This is a genomic window from Pedobacter ginsengisoli, from assembly GCF_002736205.1.
GTDB classification, from domain to species: Bacteria; Bacteroidota; Bacteroidia; order Sphingobacteriales; family Sphingobacteriaceae; genus Pedobacter; species Pedobacter ginsengisoli_A.
The window spans coordinates 2,053,523-2,069,069 of the sequence record NZ_CP024091.1; the positions used below are offsets into that span (position 1 = coordinate 2,053,523).

The 15,547-nt window shown below is 41.1% G+C and carries 19 protein-coding genes; 5 read left to right on the forward strand and 14 right to left on the reverse strand.

What is annotated here, in order from left to right:
• Positions 1-14 precede the first annotated feature (14 nt).
• The 9 genes from CPT03_RS08415 to CPT03_RS08455 form a co-directional block, all read right to left on the reverse strand.
• Positions 15-191, reverse strand: a complete 177-nt coding sequence (locus CPT03_RS08415; protein ID WP_099438437.1) for a histone H1 — start codon at positions 189-191, stop codon at positions 15-17.
• A gap of 67 nt (positions 192-258) precedes the next feature.
• Entirely contained in the window at positions 259-1,251 is a 993-nt protein-coding gene (locus CPT03_RS08420) for a hypothetical protein (protein ID WP_099438438.1), read from the reverse strand.
• Between the two features lie 29 nt (positions 1,252-1,280).
• On the reverse strand, positions 1,281-2,342 hold the full coding sequence (gene traM, locus CPT03_RS08425; protein WP_099438439.1) for a conjugative transposon protein TraM: 1,062 nt from the start codon (positions 2,340-2,342) through the stop codon (positions 1,281-1,283).
• A gap of 20 nt (positions 2,343-2,362) precedes the next feature.
• Positions 2,363-2,578 (reverse strand): hypothetical protein, encoded by a 216-nt coding sequence (locus CPT03_RS08430; RefSeq protein WP_099438440.1) that lies wholly within the window; start codon positions 2,576-2,578, stop codon positions 2,363-2,365.
• A gap of 2 nt (positions 2,579-2,580) precedes the next feature.
• The gene (traK, locus tag CPT03_RS08435; RefSeq protein WP_099438441.1) at positions 2,581-3,198 is read right to left on the reverse strand and encodes a conjugative transposon protein TraK; all 618 of its coding nucleotides are present in this window, start codon (positions 3,196-3,198) and stop codon (positions 2,581-2,583) included.
• A gap of 3 nt (positions 3,199-3,201) precedes the next feature.
• A complete protein-coding gene (locus CPT03_RS08440; protein WP_099438442.1) occupies positions 3,202-4,479 on the reverse strand; it encodes a YWFCY domain-containing protein in 1,278 nt (425 codons plus the stop codon).
• 13 nt (positions 4,480-4,492) lie between these two features.
• Positions 4,493-5,761: a relaxase/mobilization nuclease domain-containing protein gene (locus CPT03_RS08445; protein ID WP_099438443.1), complete on the reverse strand. Its 1,269-nt coding sequence runs from the start codon at positions 5,759-5,761 to the stop codon at positions 4,493-4,495.
• On the reverse strand, positions 5,746-6,156 hold the full coding sequence (gene mobC, locus CPT03_RS08450) for a plasmid mobilization relaxosome protein MobC (RefSeq protein ID WP_099438444.1): 411 nt from the start codon (positions 6,154-6,156) through the stop codon (positions 5,746-5,748). Before mobC ends, CPT03_RS08445 begins: the two co-directional genes overlap by 16 nt.
• A gap of 189 nt (positions 6,157-6,345) precedes the next feature.
• Positions 6,346-6,636 (reverse strand): helix-turn-helix domain-containing protein, encoded by a 291-nt coding sequence (locus CPT03_RS08455; protein WP_099438445.1) that lies wholly within the window; start codon positions 6,634-6,636, stop codon positions 6,346-6,348.
• 182 nt (positions 6,637-6,818) lie between these two features.
• Here CPT03_RS08455 and CPT03_RS08460 point away from each other — a divergent pair, with 182 nt between their 5' ends.
• Genes CPT03_RS08460 through CPT03_RS08475 form a run of 4 tightly spaced genes read left to right on the forward strand, consistent with a single transcriptional unit; the run spans position 6,819 to position 10,176 of the window.
• Positions 6,819-7,373 carry a hypothetical protein gene (locus tag CPT03_RS08460; RefSeq protein WP_157766383.1) on the forward strand — a complete coding sequence of 185 codons (555 nt, stop codon included), beginning with the start codon at positions 6,819-6,821 and terminating at the stop codon, positions 7,371-7,373.
• Positions 7,374-7,376: 3 nt separating this feature from the next.
• Positions 7,377-8,852, forward strand: coding sequence for a hypothetical protein (locus CPT03_RS22945; RefSeq protein WP_216641622.1), 1,476 nt, complete (start codon positions 7,377-7,379; stop codon positions 8,850-8,852).
• 41 nt (positions 8,853-8,893) lie between these two features.
• Positions 8,894-9,274 carry a hypothetical protein gene (locus CPT03_RS08470; protein ID WP_157766384.1) on the forward strand — a complete coding sequence of 127 codons (381 nt, stop codon included), beginning with the start codon at positions 8,894-8,896 and terminating at the stop codon, positions 9,272-9,274.
• 5 nt (positions 9,275-9,279) lie between these two features.
• Positions 9,280-10,176: an HNH endonuclease gene (locus tag CPT03_RS08475; RefSeq protein ID WP_099438448.1), complete on the forward strand. Its 897-nt coding sequence runs from the start codon at positions 9,280-9,282 to the stop codon at positions 10,174-10,176.
• Between the two features lie 75 nt (positions 10,177-10,251).
• Here the strand turns inward: CPT03_RS08475 and CPT03_RS08480 are convergent, their stop codons facing one another.
• From CPT03_RS08480 to CPT03_RS08500, 5 genes are all read right to left on the reverse strand, one after another.
• Entirely contained in the window at positions 10,252-10,434 is a 183-nt protein-coding gene (locus tag CPT03_RS08480) for a hypothetical protein (protein WP_099438449.1), read from the reverse strand.
• Positions 10,431-11,918, reverse strand: coding sequence for a hypothetical protein (locus tag CPT03_RS08485; RefSeq protein ID WP_099438450.1), 1,488 nt, complete (start codon positions 11,916-11,918; stop codon positions 10,431-10,433). Before CPT03_RS08485 ends, CPT03_RS08480 begins: the two co-directional genes overlap by 4 nt.
• A gap of 85 nt (positions 11,919-12,003) precedes the next feature.
• Positions 12,004-12,741 (reverse strand): HNH endonuclease, encoded by a 738-nt coding sequence (locus CPT03_RS08490; protein WP_099438451.1) that lies wholly within the window; start codon positions 12,739-12,741, stop codon positions 12,004-12,006.
• A gap of 444 nt (positions 12,742-13,185) precedes the next feature.
• The gene (locus CPT03_RS08495; protein ID WP_099438452.1) at positions 13,186-14,310 is read right to left on the reverse strand and encodes a FecR family protein; all 1,125 of its coding nucleotides are present in this window, start codon (positions 14,308-14,310) and stop codon (positions 13,186-13,188) included.
• Positions 14,311-14,394: 84 nt separating this feature from the next.
• Complete coding sequence (locus tag CPT03_RS08500; RefSeq protein ID WP_099438453.1) at positions 14,395-14,982, reverse strand: RNA polymerase sigma factor; 588 nt, start codon at positions 14,980-14,982, stop codon at positions 14,395-14,397.
• Between the two features lie 401 nt (positions 14,983-15,383).
• Here CPT03_RS08500 and CPT03_RS08505 point away from each other — a divergent pair, with 401 nt between their 5' ends.
• Entirely contained in the window at positions 15,384-15,488 is a 105-nt protein-coding gene (locus tag CPT03_RS08505; protein ID WP_262497715.1) for an agmatine deiminase family protein, read from the forward strand.
• Positions 15,489-15,547: the final 59 nt, after the last annotated feature.

Consider the following 15,547-nt stretch of genomic DNA (forward strand, 5'->3'; position numbering starts at 1 on the left):
CTTTTTTACAATAGTTATTTAGTGTTCTTCTTGTCCGTAATTTCTTTCCGAATTTCAGTGGCCAGCACTTTTAGGTCCTGCATACCTTTACGTACCCTTGTTCCAGCAGCACTATTGGCCTTATTGTAGAATTTGTCGGCGTCCGCCTCGATCGAAGCGATAAGCTCCTTAACCTTTCCGAATTTTTCCATGATGATTATTTTTTATGTTTTAATGAATTGGTTTATGTTTTGGTAGAACGAATATATCAATTCTCCGCTACATTGCCATTCCCTGGCCTTGGGCAACTTCTTTTTCCTTGCCCTGATCCATTTTCTTGTTGAACGAACTGCTGACCTCAAGTCCGGTCTCCTTTTGGAACTGTTCGCGCTTCTCAGGCTTGCCGTCTTCACGATAGAAATTCAGTTTTCCATAGCGTACTGCCGTTTCCAGATACAGCTTCGTCTCCTCGCCATCCTTGAAAACCGTGACCAAAGGCCTGTGGCCGTTCAGGAGCTGGTTCTCCAGCTTCAGCGCTGTTTTGGGGTCTTCCATTTCCTTTATTCTATAGTCGCCCAACTGCGCCTTAACATCATAGCCATAGGAATCGGTGAAATGTCGCATGGGAAGGTTATCGTTCCTGTCCCTTGGCTTATCGGTATCAAGCTGAACCCACGCATTGTAGTGGATGCCGTCCCTGTTCAACAGGTCGTCACGGTAGACCGACCTGCCCTGTACAAGGTTTGCAGCATGTTCACGGCCAAACCCTTCGCCATGGTTCAGCCAGAAAATCTGTGGCATCGGCGGGGATTTGAACGAACGGTCGAAGTCCCTTGCAACGTAGTTGATCTTGCCATTTTCCATGTTGGCCAGCATGGTCTTGCTAGCAGCACTTTTGCCAACGGCAAGCTCCACGTTACCGCTCTGTTTCTTGAAATAGGCTACCGCCTCGTTCAGGTTCTCCATCTTTTTCACCCCATTGTCCTGTCCCTCTGGCGTATGGGTGATGATGAGGTACTTTTGGCCTTCCTCCAATGGCTTGGCCTGGTTATGTACCGCCTCCAAACGGTTAAGGTAATAATAGTCGGACTGGCCCGACTGCTTAAAGTGCAGGGTAATATCGACCTGCCCACGTGTAGCCTTTACCTCATCGTAGAGCCTGAAGAACGGTTCGTTGTTCCTCATGTGCTCTTCCATTTTTACAATGTGGGCATCTCCGAAGCCCAGTTTTTTCATCTCATCCTTGAGATCCTCTAGATTGTTGAGATTCATCTTTTCTGTGTTTTTAGTGAACGATCCTGTTATCTGTTTTTCTGCTTATTGTCGCGCAGCAAGATTTGCGTACCCGAGTTCAGCTTGACCTTTACTTTCTTTACCTTTCTGCTGATGAGCTGGCGTGCCGCATCAATGCCCGCACCCGCTACCTGCATGCCAACCGATTGGTCAAAACCAAAGCCCACGCTACGAACTGCATTGTCGGTTCCATCGTTGATTGCGCCCGTCAGGGCGGCCTCTGGCGCAACAAGCCCGACCATTCCGTCCAAGCTGTACACCGAAAGGTCTACTGGGATGATGGAAGTACCCAGCCTGATGTTGCTGATATCGATGAGCAGGCGCTGGTTGGTAATCCTACAGGCACCAAAAATGAGATGCCCTTTCGGAATGACCATATTACCGATACGCAGGCTGTCCTGCAACCTGATCTTGACCGTAGCACCCTGCACCGCTTTTTGGTTGTCAACCAGTATGGCAGGTGTTGCCCTGAACTGGCTATCGGTCGAAAGCGAGCGGGCAAAGCGTTGCCTTTCTGTGATGCGCTCGGGGTGCTGGATGTCCAATATGTTCTGCATCATGCCGTTGAGCTGCGCCATCTCGTGGTCTTCGGCCTTGTTCTCCTGCATGGCCTTCATCAGGGCTTCCAAACGGTCAACGTCCGATTTCATCGATGGGGATTGCGGTCTGACCGATGTTGTTGGTCTGACATAGTCGGGCTCGGGCCTGTTGATTTCCCTGTTCAATGCTTCAAGTTTGGCATTGATCTGCTGGGCCTTTTCCTGACCGTTTGACGTGCCAGAGCTGCCATCGACTTCAAAACCGAACTGGCCTGCGATAACAGCAATCCCGTTTTCCCCTTTACCCTGGTCACGTTCTGCCTTTGCATAATAGTCCGCCTTGGTCTTGGGCGTGTCCGATGAGAAGGATGCGTCGGGCAATCGGGTATTGATGCCTTCCGAGCCATTTTTTATCGGTTCGTTATTTTTTCCTTTTCGGTAGTAATAAAATACCAGTACCAATAGCGGTACGATCAGTAGCGGAAGGAAAAGCAGTACCTTTCGTCTGTCTTTTTTTGATTTTTTGTCCATTTGAATATGTTTTTGATTTTTTAATTGAATGCCCGTAAGATGATGTACAGCAGATAGCTTCCGACCAGTACGCAGAACAGGATGAGCAAATAGAGCAATGCCTTTCCCGAAAGCTTTCTGATCTTTTCGTTCAGCCGATCCGCTAGGCTACGCTGCCAGTTTTCCAGATATGCAGCCAAGTGACCGGTCAGTGTAATCTGTCCCTTTTCACGCTTTGTTTTTCTAAAGAATTTCATCGTTAAGGTTTTAGGGGTACGTCCTGATTGACCAATATTTCCCATTGCTGTATGAGAAAACCGTGTGGATTGTTATCGGTCTGTGATTTGATATCCCTGACCTTGCCCTGCGTCACCAGTTTCCTTGACACCGTACTTGTGGAGCGTATCAGCTTCTGGGTTGCATAGCAGATAAAGGCATAGGGATATTGGTTGATATCGAGCCTTGTACTGTCAATTTCGATTTCCTGTGAGATGTTGGCCGATATGATGTTGTTATAGTAGCCCGATTCCTGAAGGTTGTCCGATTGCTTTTTTGCCGATTCGTCCGCCAGATAGAGGGCTTTGGAAATGGTAGCCTTAATCGCCCTGTCATCGGGACTGAGCGAAAAGAAATAGTGGTGGAACGTCTTGATATGGTCCCTTAACTCTACTTCCAGATTGCTCTTTTTATCCGAGGCGATGGCCTCCAGTACCTTGCCATTGTAGAGGATGTGGATACGGTTCTGTGCCTTTTCAACCTGCTCGTAACTTTTATGGATGGCAAAACCAGAAAGCAGCACGCATCCCACGATCACAAAGAGACTGAACCGTTTGATATGCCTAAAGGCCGTATCGATATTTTTGAACTGTGTAAACATGGTTTAAGATTTAGAGTTGCCCTGTAATTTATCCCTGAAATAGTCCTGTCCCGAGGTTTCGGCCATGCCGCCCATCTGCCTCTTGCCATCTCCGAAGGCATCCGATACCATTCCACCTACAGCTATTCCCGCCCGTTTGGCACCACTGGCGGCAAGTCCGCCTGCCATACTTCCCGTATTGCTTCCCCAGTTGCCCAATCCGCCGCCCATACTGTTGACCTTGCCCAAGATCGAATTGCCGCCTCCGGCATGTACAACATAGTTGGCCACGGTAGGTACGCAGAAATAGCCCACGATTCCGATAAGCATAAAGACCATGTATGCCGTATCCTGGCTGGAAAAGAAGGTATCGCCGTTCTGTGCCACCTCGTTGATGTCCAGTTTGATCATGTTAGTTCTGCTGGCCTCGGTCGCATCGGTAATGTCGTCCATGGCATTGGGGTCTAAGGGATTGCAACGATGGGTACGGTTGAGGTCATCGAAGTTGATAATATAGAACTTTGGCTTTACCTCGTAATTTGTACTGTATTTGAGCAGTTTGTTATAGGCGATCTTGGAAAGGTCGTCGAACTTAAAATCGTACAAAAACATGCTGAAACCCTTTTTGATATGCTGGTCAATGATGTGCCTGATGACAAAATAGGATTTACCTGCACCTGGGGTTCCCGCCACGAGCATACCCCGAAAGGGATTGATGAAGTTGATCCAACTGTCCCTGACCTTATCCTTAAGCCTATATGTGGCGGGTAGGTTGATGGAATATTCGTTCTCCAAAAGCCGTTCTTCCTGCGGAAAGGTCTCGTTCTCAGAGTTGAACACATCTTTGTTGAGACCGTCCCTGATCAGCCTGCTCAGATAGGTTCCACTTGTCAGAATGAGGAGATAGCCGATTGCTGTAACGATGATATAAGATACTGCGATAATTTTTGGCGGAACATACAGGTACAGGCACAACATGCTCATCAAATACAATAAAAGTCCAGTTAACAGGTAAGCGAATATGGTCCTGTGCTGTATCTTCTCATCCTTTTTCCCCTTGACCGCTATAAGGGAAACGACCAGCAACAGCAATGCGGCCAGTTTTGGTTTCCATATTCCCTTGAACAGTCCCGTTTTGGCAATGTTTGCGATCAGCCTGTCGGTGATTTCGGCCGTCAGGTTCCACTGGGAAAATGCTGTATAACAGCATAGGTAAAAGTGGATGACCAGTATAAAAATGCTGATCAGTCTTGTAAAATCCGTTATCTTCCTTAATCCTTGTATATCTTCTCCTGTATTCATATTTTCCGTTTAATTAAAGGCGCTGTTGTATGTCCTGTGTGGTTTTTTTGCCCTTTCTACGCTTCTTCGGCCTTCCCATTGGGGCAGCCAGATCATGGTCGGTCTTGCCGAGCACGATGTCAAGCAGGCCTTTTTGTTCATTTGGTTCCAGAAAGGATTTCTCGGCATTGGGCTGCCTGATGAATGTCGTTTGGGCGGGCTGTTTGAGATAGCTTTTCAGCCTGTCGGTTTCAGAAAAATGTCCGATCAGTTCCTTTGCTCTATAGCTCTTGCCCAAATCACTGCCGTTAAAGGCACATTTGGTACGGTGGTCGATAAACGTCGCACCGTAGGTATATCCCTGTTCATTGTTCCTGAACACTACAGCAATCTGTCGTTTGTGCAGTTCGGAGATGAAGGTATTCCTGCTTATCGATTGGTAGCTATTCAGCACTTTATCAATACGCTCTTTGATGCTGTCCCTATACGTTTTTCTGATTTCCCTGCTTCGTTCAAATTTCTTTTCTACCTTATCCAGGGTTGGTCTGCCAGTAAGCTGGCTTGCCTTAAAGGGGATGCCGATTCTCTTGCCGTTCTGGTCAATAATGGAATAGACCAGCCCACGTTTTTCGAACATGACCGTTTCCTGCTTGCCACGGTCTGCGGTGATATTGAACTGTTTCAGGATAGCGTTATATTCGGCAACAGAGGTAAATTTATAGCTGCGCATGATGGCTGAAACTACGTTGTTGATCGCTCTTTTGGTGGGCGTTTTGCCATAAATCACCTTTTCGATATCTATGGGCGGGATGGCGAATGCTTCGCTTTTTTGCCTGCCCTCGGCCTTGATCAGCCCATATTCGATTTCCAGTTCCTTTCGGGCGGTTTCAGATACCGTTCTGCCAATTCCGTGGATATCCATTCTTTCTCCATCTGAATTGATATTGGTGGTCACGATGTGCAGGTGCGGATGGTTGGTATCTTGGTGCTGGTAGACAAGAAAGGGCTGTTCGCCAAAACCGATTTTATCCATATAGCTGATGGCAATCTGCTGGTAAACGGGAAGTGTTAGCTTATCATCCCTGTCGAAGTTCAGCATGATATGGATGGCGTTGGTCTTGACGTTTGGTTTAAGGAAAGTGAGGTGTTCAAATCGGGCAAGTTTGGCATCGAAGTCCAATCTTTCCAGTTCGGTACCAAATCGGCTGGCCATGATGAGCTTTGCTTCCTTATCTGCAACCTTGTTTTCGTTGTAGAGCAGCAATCCTCTGATGCTCTGCCCGCTGATTATCTTTGTAACCATTTTTCGGTAAGCTGGGAAATCAGTATCAGCAGTCTTTCGACCTTGATATCAACCTTTCTGTAGAGCTCCGTTATCTGCATGATATAATTTTGCCTGTTGTTTTCTCTGGTCTTTTCCTGGTTGAACGTCCGAGTAATCTGGTTAATGTTGATGCCGATGGCCTTGAGCTCTTTGCGGATGCTGGTGAGTTCTTCCATTGGGGCGTTCATGGTAATGTCCCTGTACGTGCAGTTGATCTTTTCCCTTGTGATGAGCTTTCGGGCAAGTTCACCGATGCTTTGGCAGGTGCTGTTTGCAAGTAGGCTTTCCAGTTTTTGGTAGGTCTCCTTATTTACCCTTGTCCTAATGGAATGGATCAGTTTGTCGCTATCCTTATTGGCTGCTTTCATGCTCATATAGGTACATCTAAAGAAGTTCAGGCAGGCACGAGTTCCGAGTGCCTGCTCCGACCGTAAGGGCGGCAAGATGTTTTTGTCCTGTGGACAAAAATACATCTTGCCAAACACTCGGGTGTTTGCACTTGGCCCATGGAACAGTGGTGCTGAACTTGGATTTTTAATTAATGAATGGGTGGAGTTTTTAGTTTATCGCATAAGTCTATTGGATTTAGCTTTTCCATCTATCAATGCCGCCACGTCATCGTACTTATAGAACATAAGGCCACCAACCTTGCTAAATTTAAGGGTGCCAGAGTCACGGAGGCTCTGTAAGGTTCCAGGTGAAATGCTCAATAGTTTACGAACTTCATAGCTTTTCAGCCACTCTTTTTGCTCGCTGTTTTTGTGCAGCTTTTGCCCTGGTCTTCTTAATTCGGAGAACAGTTCCTGTTTAAACTGTTCCAGATCTTCTTTGGTTATAAATTCGATATTTGCCATAACATGCGTATTAAAATGTTAAGACGAAGTTCAGAATGTTGGTTTAGAGTTATTGGGGTACTTGTGTAGGTAGTTGTCAAAAATAAATATTCTGAGTTTCGTTTGACTTCACAAAAAGTTTGGTGGAAGAAAACGAGGAGTTTAAGTATATTTACTTTGAATTAATCTTTACGCTATCAAAAATGAGTGCAATAGAAAATTACTACGAACTGTTAGAGGAAATACGTATTAGTGATTTTAAAGTAGGGCTATATCAGAATGAGCCAAGCGATGAATCAGAATTGATCAAAGAAATTGACAATAATAAAAATCTTTATCAGCAACTCGATAAAATTAAGGTTGAGCTATCAAAGAATACAGATGATGCCGATTCCATTAGAACTGCATTTATAGCTGTGTCAAACGGTATTTTAGATAGTTTTACAAAAATAGAAGGCTGGGGTTCGTATTATCCAGACCTTGATCAAGGTATGAGCATACGAGGATTTCTCTTTGGACAGATCTTATCCGATTTCAAGACTGCCCTAAAGTTCGAGGGAGGGCATCCGATTGTGCAAATTTACATGTCCAAAGATAAATGGGACTATGAGCCACTTAAACAACTGGTTATCGGCGTAAAACAAGAACTTGTGAATTCATATTTCACGAGTAAAATACAGGCGATTAACTATTATGAGAAGCTAAGAACCTTAGTTTTAGAACTAATAGAACAACTTAAAGGACAAGGGATTATCTAAGATATGGGACTTTATGTTGAAACATTAGATAACATTCCATCCGAGGCAAGACGCGATTACTATATCTACTTATTGGATTATGGTTGGGACGAACCTATTGGCAATGCGCTGGTAAAGAATTATGAAAAGATGGCTTCCCTTGCCGCATCAAATCGGGCAGTAGTTATTCGTGGCACGAATAGGGTTCATTTCGAAGATGAAGTGCTTTCTTGGCACGAAATTAATGGTCAGGATGCAACGGAATTATTGCCAGCTATTTTGATTACTAACCGAAACCCTCATAAGTTCAAAGAAACAAATGGCCCTGGTCAAACCGAACCGATCGAACAAGACTTGAGGATGATTCTGATCCCGCTCAGAAAATTTTGTACAACAGCAACTGATGTTGTCGCGCTCATCGAGCGAATTTTCATAGATATTAAAAATCAAAAGGCGCTCAAAGATTTTAAGATTGCTAGGCAGTATCAAAAAGACAATAGGTTTGCAATGGCCGATATGATTACGCTTGAGCCAGGATCTAAAGGTACAGAAATCCCTATGGAAAATATCGTTGGCTATCTTGGCTCTCGGAGGACGAGTTCACTAAAAGTCGAGAAATCCGTGCACCCCATTCATTTCGAAGACCGAAGTGGTAACGAATTTGAGCGGTTGGTGTTTGCATATCTTTTCCGAGAGAAGAATTGGGACTCATTGGACTGGATCGGTCAATCTGGAGGTGATGATGGAAGGGATATATGGGGAACAATCGGTGACAAAACCTACTGTTACCAATGCGCAAACTATCGTAATCTAACCTTTAAAAAAGTAACCGATGACATAGACAAGCTTGTGGATGCCGACCTGATATCAGATTATTTTACCGTTGTCTGTGGTGGTAAGGTAAGTGCTGTTACCAGAACTGCAATAATTAATTATGCTAAGGGCGCAGGGATATCATCGGCCAATGTATGGAGCGGTGTGGAGTTTGAAGAACGTCTTCGTAGGGATACCCCTGAACTTTTAAGTCGTTTCGTGGACGGAGAAGTTTTTCCAGAACTTAGCGAGCTGCAAAACGATAAAAATATTATTAATAAGTTGGCCGAATGTTTCGATAGACCTGCGTTCACTACACCATTCCGTAATGAAGTGAGCATACCTGATTTCGAAAAGGCGATTACGGATACGATCGAGGTTTTGAATACGGGGATGCACAGGTTGCGCGATGGAACTGTTATCAAGCAAATTTCATCTCGACATGAGGTCGCCAACGACCAACTGAGAGCGAAAGTATCTTCAATCTACAAACTTACTGTTGGATTGAGAGATACATTTGTTGAACTACGACGCAATGATGAAATTAGGGCATGTGGATGTGGGCAAGAAGATTGTCCAGTGTGGATGCTAACTGATAATGCATGTCAAAAAATGGACGCCATTAAAAGAGCCATTTTTGAGAGCTTCCATAATATTGGTCATGGCCTTGAACTAAAATTTGGATAATAGTTATGGATGCTAGCAATATAATTACACTAATCGGTTTCATGGGAATCGGTGCAATAATCAAGAGTTTTGTTGATTCTTCGCTCAACAGAAAACAGAATTTGTCTCAGAAGCAGCATGATTTCAAGGAGACAAGATACAAAGCGTTAATTATGCTTATGTTGGCTATGCTCGATTTTGAGAAGAACCAGCCGATGTTGAAAGAACACGGGAGAAATTTCGGTAGAATAAATGAACTGTCGGATGAGATTAGAACCGAAAGAAACAACATGATCTTATTCGCTTCAGATGAAGTCATTACTTCGTTGAAGAACTTTCTGCAAAACCCTAATGAGCAGACGTTTTTTGATACTGCTGTCCATATGCGTAAAGACCTTTATAAGCTCAAGACCAAATTAAAAATCGAAGACCTTAATGTCTAAACTGTATGCCAGATCAAAATTTTACATCTGATGACTTGATATGGACCAAAAACGTCAAACGAGATGGTGGTAATTCTTGGGCTTACACAGAGCCAGAGATTAATGTCGGATCTGTTTTTTACCTCAATTGGCCTAGAGGTCATAGAAATATGGGTAAAACTGATGCTGAAAAAGTTAAAATCAATGAACTCATATTGATTTTCCAGACAGTAAATAGGCATTCTGGTTATCCAGCTGGTACTTATCTGACTCATATTGTAACACCAGTGGACAAGAAATCTGCTACGGATGAAACAGGATCTCATCCATTTAAGCGTTTAGTTACTGTTGTAGCTAGAGCAGAAAAACCTATTCCTAAACCTCCAGAATTTGACTTTCGTGAACCCAATCGCGGCTGGGCCTGTAGTCTTGACACTATAAAACCTTTTTCACGGTTTAATATAAAAGCTTCCTTTAGAGAAAAACAACGGATATTTTGGGAATTATTCGACAATAAAGATCCTAAGCTTAAGCAAACGAATATTAGGGCAATTGAATTAGCTGACAGTGAACAATCAGATGGTTCACTCGAAGGTGCGGAAAAATATCTAATAGGTCTCCATAAATATTATGAACGTGATCCAAAGATTATAAGAGATAAAAAAAAATTGGCAGAGGCTGATGGTATTCTGTTCTGTGAAGTATGTAAATTTGATTTCTCAGAAAGATATGGCTTGCATGGGAGTGGATTTATAGAATGTCACCACAGGACACCAATTGCCGGTAATGGGGAACGAAAAACTAGAGTTGAAGACTTGGCACTGGTTTGCTCAAATTGCCACCGAATGCTACATAGAAAAAATGCAAATAACGATTTTTATACTGTTGAAGAATTACAGGGCATTTATCTGTCTAACAGATGAGGAATATATTGTTATAATGAAATAGAATAAATTGCTAATGAAGTGGTTCTTCAAGGTAGAACAACGGAGTGCGACTTATCCCAATGAAATGTAACCCCTTTTTTCAGCAGTAACTTTCTGCCTTTTTTCAAAATCATTATTCACTGTCTTCATAGCTTCAGATAATCTGACCTGAAATTGACTAACAACTTCGGCAGAAACATACTTAGCCCCCTTTGGTAGCTCATTAAGTACTATTGTTATTTTTTTTCGCTTCATTGTAAGTTATTTTTGAATTCTTTATAGGTTTTAAAACCTTTTTGCAAATTTATAAACTTATTTCCATCTTTCATAATCACCTTATCTGGGTAGCCTCCGAAAATGAAACCATCTTTTTTGCCTGCAAGAGGCTCTGTTGCATCCACAATAATTAGTCCACCTGCGATATTTCTACTAAAATTATGGCTGCTGTAAATTTCAGCACACCATATAAATTTTGGCATCGGTGTCTTCAACAATCCATCCTTTACTGTAGGATCAAGAGTTGTTAAATGAACGATATGGTTCTTAAACGACCTAGACGAAGTAAGAAATGCTTTAAACACAAAATTTTTATCAAACTTATATCCAAAATCTCTATCAACAAGTACTGCAAGAAGAAGTTTTTTTGCTCGGATAGCCTCTAGATATATCTTTTTGTAGAGTGGAACTACCACTGTCTGTATAGTACAACCTTCAAATTTTGGATCTTCGTAATTTTCGCTCGTAGGATTACGAAGGTCTATAAGCCGATACGGTGCTAAATTGTCATCCTGAATAACAAATCGCTTTTTAATATTTGCATAGTCGATATAATCAATTTCCTCATCCAAATAATCAATCTTAGTCTTTTTTTGTTTTGCAAAATCTAGGGCTTTGTCAGTCTCATGGCCAATCACCACAATTGCATGTGAAGTAAACTCATTATTAAGTATTGCTATTGTCGGAATTCCAGAATCTGTATAAATTGAGATAATTCGTTCCATTTCAGCAGGATTTGTATTAAGATCGAGACTGTACATATAGGTACCAAATCCAAATCTTCGCAAGGCATAACTAATTTGCGAATCGCTTAAACCAGGAGAGGGTATCATCCGCTCAGTTGATGTCTCATGAAGAACGTTTACGATTTTGGATGGATATGTTGGTTTATAGTCTGCATATTTATGACCAAAATATTCCATCACTGACCAAATGGTAGTTTCTGCGCAGGTAATTGTTTCTCCATCCTGGGAGCAGTGTGAAAATCCAGACACATCAAGTTTTACACCATTAATTGCAACATTTTCTTTAAAGGTACAGCAGAGAAAACCATCATCTTCAATGGCCTTTTTTGAAAGTAAAGAACGGCCTAAGATTTTTGGAAATGTCGGTCTAATCACTATATATCCTAAAAAATTCTCCTGTAAGTAATTAAATTTATCCGGAGATCTAAAGTCCTTTTCCCTTATTGGCTGAGCAAATAGTGCAACTCTCAGACAATATCGGCTGTAATCCTGATGTTTCGAGGAAAAATAAGAATAGTAACTATCTCTAAAAACCTTATCTACATACGGGTATTCAATTAGTACGCAAAGATCATCCTTAAGTTCATCGAAAATACCATGAAGTGCATTTGATAGCTCAAGACCATCATCATCTCGATCATATGCCAATTTGATAAAGCTGAGGATAGCTTCAACAGCATCATCCATAGGCCCTGTCCAAGTATTCAATCTTGCCATTGTTAGAGCATTTATTTTAAACTAAAATAAGTAAAACTCCAGAAAGTATAAAAATCAGTCAGATTCAGTTGCCGCCTCACATCTTTCATTTAGCGTCTTCCTTGCCGTTGAATTCTACTTTTATGATCTCCGGATTTTCTTTTTTCTTCAAAAGGATTGTAGCCACTGTCCATTTAGAACTTCTGGGATTCTCAGAAAACATTGGTTCGAGCCCTCTATCAGCAAAAACCATGAATCCCTTTTCATCTAGTTCATCCAATAACTTTTGAAGATCGTAAGCCATTCTGACCTTATCATAAGCTTCTACCATTCCACTTATATCTCCATAATCAACAAATGATTGTATGATACCTGCGATGTAGTTCATTTCTTCTTCATCTTTAACCTCGTCATAATCCGTTCGATAGCCATGAGCTTCATTAATAATATTAAACAACTCTTTTCCTGACGTTACTTGCGCTAAAAAACGAGGTTTTTCATTTTGAGAAGTATCCTCAATGGCATTCGTTATTGTTGACCTCACCCAGTTTTCGTGGTTTGCCTTTATGTAGCGCAATATTTCCTCTGTATAAGTATCAGTAAGCTCATCTATCTGCTTGTGATGATTCCTGCATAATAGAATTAAATTTTCAAAATTGTCATACTCCTTTAGACCGTGTATGTGTCTCGGTCCATTTGGTTTTGAACTAATTATGTGGCATTCTTCTCCTATATTAAAATCGCTTGATTTATCTTCATTCGTTATTAATTCTGTTTTACAAATTGCACATCTATTGCCAGATTTAGCCCATAAAAATTTTCTTGCTTTGTCGGAGATCGCCATTTTCACTAAATTTTAAGAGCCTAAGTTAACAATAAAAGATATGGGAATTACTCTATATCTTCTAATGCTGTCAATAGCTATCCTACTAAAAAAAACATATTAATCTCTCAATATCAAATAAATAACTTATATTTGTTTAATAACAAATTGTTCTTTAAAGTTGGTCAATTCATATCAAAATAACTGGTGCCCAATTTGGTGCCCTATCAGAAATGACGATTAACTATTATTTATAACTTGCTCATTTAGTACAGCTTGGATTATTAAGTTATTATCCCAGCGGGATCACAGAAATTTAAAAACCATCTTCAAGGCAACTTGAAGATGGTTTTCTCTTTTTAAGGTGATTTTAATCCTTCTCCCAATACTATAAATGCATATTTTGTGTTCGAATCCTTTCGGGGCAACAAATGTGTAGCGTAGTTTATCGGGAAATTAAATTTTCTACAACACGGTGATTGTTTTTCCTTCTACCTTGAATTTTACGTCACCAGTTAACTCCAGCATGTGAAGTACCTGTGATATTTTTTCATATTTTGATATGGTACCGCCAAAAACCTGCTTACCGGCTTCTTTATTTTGATAAACAACATCCACATTATACCATCTTGATATTTTCTTCATGATATTTTGAAGAGGTTCGTTTCTAAAAGAAAATCCTCCTTCTTTCCAGGCAATATCATCATCGGAATCCAGAACATTCACTTTAATCGTGGTTCCCGAGTTTACAGCCTGTTGTCCGGGTTTAAGAGTAACCTGATTAACCAGAATACTCCCTTCAAACAACGTTGTATTTGTAAACTGGTCATCAGAATAGGCGCTGATATTAAACCGTGTTCCAAGTACTTTTACAGTTTGAGTTTTACTTTGCACTAAAAATGGATGTAAATTATCTTTAGCAACTTCAAAGTAGGCTTCGCCGCTCAGCTCTATTCTACGCTCTTTAAGCCAACTAAAAGATACCGGATATGTTAGAGATGAAGCAGCGTTTAGCCATACTTTCGTGCCGTCCGGCAACGAGAGCTTATATTGTCCGCCACGTGGCGTTAGAATGGTATTTGATTCGGAATATGAGCTTTTGCCCCCGTTCTGTAACGAGGGCAGCTCACGTCGAGAGGTATAAATAATTTCTCCTTCTTCGGTTTTTGTAATTTGAGTGGTAGATTGTAGGGCCAGCAAACCATTTTTAGCATTTAACAAATTGATCCTTTTACCATCGCTCAAAATGAGTACTGCGGTATTTTTTCCTGCATCAATGTCATTTGCAAATGTTTTATTCGAAGAATCTTTAGTGAAGAAATAAATAAAAATACCCAGAATAATGATTGATGCTACCGAAACTGCAACCCGTAATGGCCAGCTTATTATTCTGGCCGTTTTTGGCTGAGTAGCTTTAAGAATAGTTTGCCACATCTGATCGTCGATAGTTTCCAGATCAATCTGTGATAAACCGGACTGCTCATCCTCACGGAATTTGTGCAGCCAGTAACGCACTTTTTCGAGTTCCTGATCGGAGCATGCCCCAGCCTGAAATCTCTCCAATAAGTCCTTTACTTGTTTATCGTTCATAATCTACCCTATGCATTTTCTAAGATAATCAAAACAAAGACACCTCAGAATTAGGAATCGGGTACATGAAGAGAAAAAAAATATTTATTTCAACATCCCTGTTAAAAAAGCATATATAAAAAGGAACAGCCCAAGTTTTCCCCGAAGTGTTTTCAATGCTCTTTTGATTTGAGTAGCTACTGTATGTTCGGAGATATTTAAGCGATCTGCTATTTCTTTGTTGCTTAAATATTCCTGGCGCCTCAATTGAAATATTTCACGCATTTTTTCTGGCAGGTTGTTGATCTCTTTTTCAATTAATGCTTCAAGATCTTTTTCCCGGATGCGATAGTCCGTTTGAGCAGGTGCATTGTCTGTAACTTCTTTGAATGATGAGATGTATTCCTGTGTGATGGCTACATGCCGAAAAACATTCAGTACACGGTTTAAAACAGCCTTGTAAAGGTAGCCGGAAAGTGTAGTCTGAATATTTAAATTACTTCTGGAATTCCATAAATGGACATATATCTCCTGGATAACATCTTTGGCACTTTCGGTGTCCTGAAGCTTTTTATAAGCATAAATGTAAAGCAAGGTATTGTACCGTTTATAAATCTCAGAAAATGAATGATGGTCCCCTGCCTTCAGGAGGTCTACAAGCTGAGCGTCTGAAAGTGTTCTACAATCAGTCATTTATTAGGTTTTCTTTCAACAATGATATTTTAGAGCTCCTTTAATTAAAAAGAAGAAGGCGGCGCTGCCTAAATTAATGGACAGTCGCCGCCTCTTAAATTAACGCTCTCACCTCAAGATTATAAAAAATATTCTAAACTATCAAGGGTAAAATCGCAATAACTTTAGGCTCAGTGTTTTTAACTGAATAATCTACCCAGGCTCTATAAAGACCCATACCCTAGTATTGCAAAAATATTGAGTTTTGTTTACTAAAACTTTGCTATTCTATTGCTTTAGCAAAAGGATAGCAAAACAAAAGCAAAAGAATAGCAAAAGAATAGCAAAAGCGGGGTGCTATAAACTTTACAGTTTTTAGTAACTTGGTATTAGGATGAAAAATATTACGATCCAAATGATTCATTCAAAAACTATATCCTGGAAGAGAAATTATTGGCATAGACTGTCGCAATTTATTTGCCAACGGCGGAATGGTTCATTGTGTAACCCAACAGCAACCTAAGTAATTACTTTTTGCGCTGTTCATTTTAAATAACAGTTGGCATTTTTTTGGCAATGAGACGAT

What these genes read in the sequence shown, in the direction of transcription:
- CPT03_RS08415 (WP_099438437.1), bottom strand. Translation starts at nt 191, where the DNA reads ATGGAAAAATTCGGAAAGGTTAAGGAGCTTATCGCTTCGATCGAGGCG.
- CPT03_RS08420 (WP_099438438.1), bottom strand. Translation starts at nt 1,251, where the DNA reads ATGAATCTCAACAATCTAGAGGATCTCAAGGATGAGATGAAAAAACTG.
- traM (WP_099438439.1), bottom strand. Translation starts at nt 2,342, where the DNA reads ATGGACAAAAAATCAAAAAAAGACAGACGAAAGGTACTGCTTTTCCTT.
- CPT03_RS08430 (WP_099438440.1), bottom strand. Translation starts at nt 2,578, where the DNA reads ATGAAATTCTTTAGAAAAACAAAGCGTGAAAAGGGACAGATTACACTG.
- traK (WP_099438441.1), bottom strand. Translation starts at nt 3,198, where the DNA reads ATGTTTACACAGTTCAAAAATATCGATACGGCCTTTAGGCATATCAAA.
- CPT03_RS08440 (WP_099438442.1), bottom strand. Translation starts at nt 4,479, where the DNA reads ATGAATACAGGAGAAGATATACAAGGATTAAGGAAGATAACGGATTTT.
- CPT03_RS08445 (WP_099438443.1), bottom strand. Translation starts at nt 5,761, where the DNA reads ATGGTTACAAAGATAATCAGCGGGCAGAGCATCAGAGGATTGCTGCTC.
- mobC (WP_099438444.1), bottom strand. Translation starts at nt 6,156, where the DNA reads ATGAGCATGAAAGCAGCCAATAAGGATAGCGACAAACTGATCCATTCC.
- CPT03_RS08455 (WP_099438445.1), bottom strand. Translation starts at nt 6,636, where the DNA reads ATGGCAAATATCGAATTTATAACCAAAGAAGATCTGGAACAGTTTAAA.
- CPT03_RS08460 (WP_157766383.1), top strand. Translation starts at nt 6,819, where the DNA reads ATGAGTGCAATAGAAAATTACTACGAACTGTTAGAGGAAATACGTATT.
- CPT03_RS22945 (WP_216641622.1), top strand. Translation starts at nt 7,377, where the DNA reads ATGGGACTTTATGTTGAAACATTAGATAACATTCCATCCGAGGCAAGA.
- CPT03_RS08470 (WP_157766384.1), top strand. Translation starts at nt 8,894, where the DNA reads ATGGGAATCGGTGCAATAATCAAGAGTTTTGTTGATTCTTCGCTCAAC.
- CPT03_RS08475 (WP_099438448.1), top strand. Translation starts at nt 9,280, where the DNA reads ATGCCAGATCAAAATTTTACATCTGATGACTTGATATGGACCAAAAAC.
- CPT03_RS08480 (WP_099438449.1), bottom strand. Translation starts at nt 10,434, where the DNA reads ATGAAGCGAAAAAAAATAACAATAGTACTTAATGAGCTACCAAAGGGG.
- CPT03_RS08485 (WP_099438450.1), bottom strand. Translation starts at nt 11,918, where the DNA reads ATGGCAAGATTGAATACTTGGACAGGGCCTATGGATGATGCTGTTGAA.
- CPT03_RS08490 (WP_099438451.1), bottom strand. Translation starts at nt 12,741, where the DNA reads ATGGCGATCTCCGACAAAGCAAGAAAATTTTTATGGGCTAAATCTGGC.
- CPT03_RS08495 (WP_099438452.1), bottom strand. Translation starts at nt 14,310, where the DNA reads ATGAACGATAAACAAGTAAAGGACTTATTGGAGAGATTTCAGGCTGGG.
- CPT03_RS08500 (WP_099438453.1), bottom strand. Translation starts at nt 14,982, where the DNA reads ATGACTGATTGTAGAACACTTTCAGACGCTCAGCTTGTAGACCTCCTG.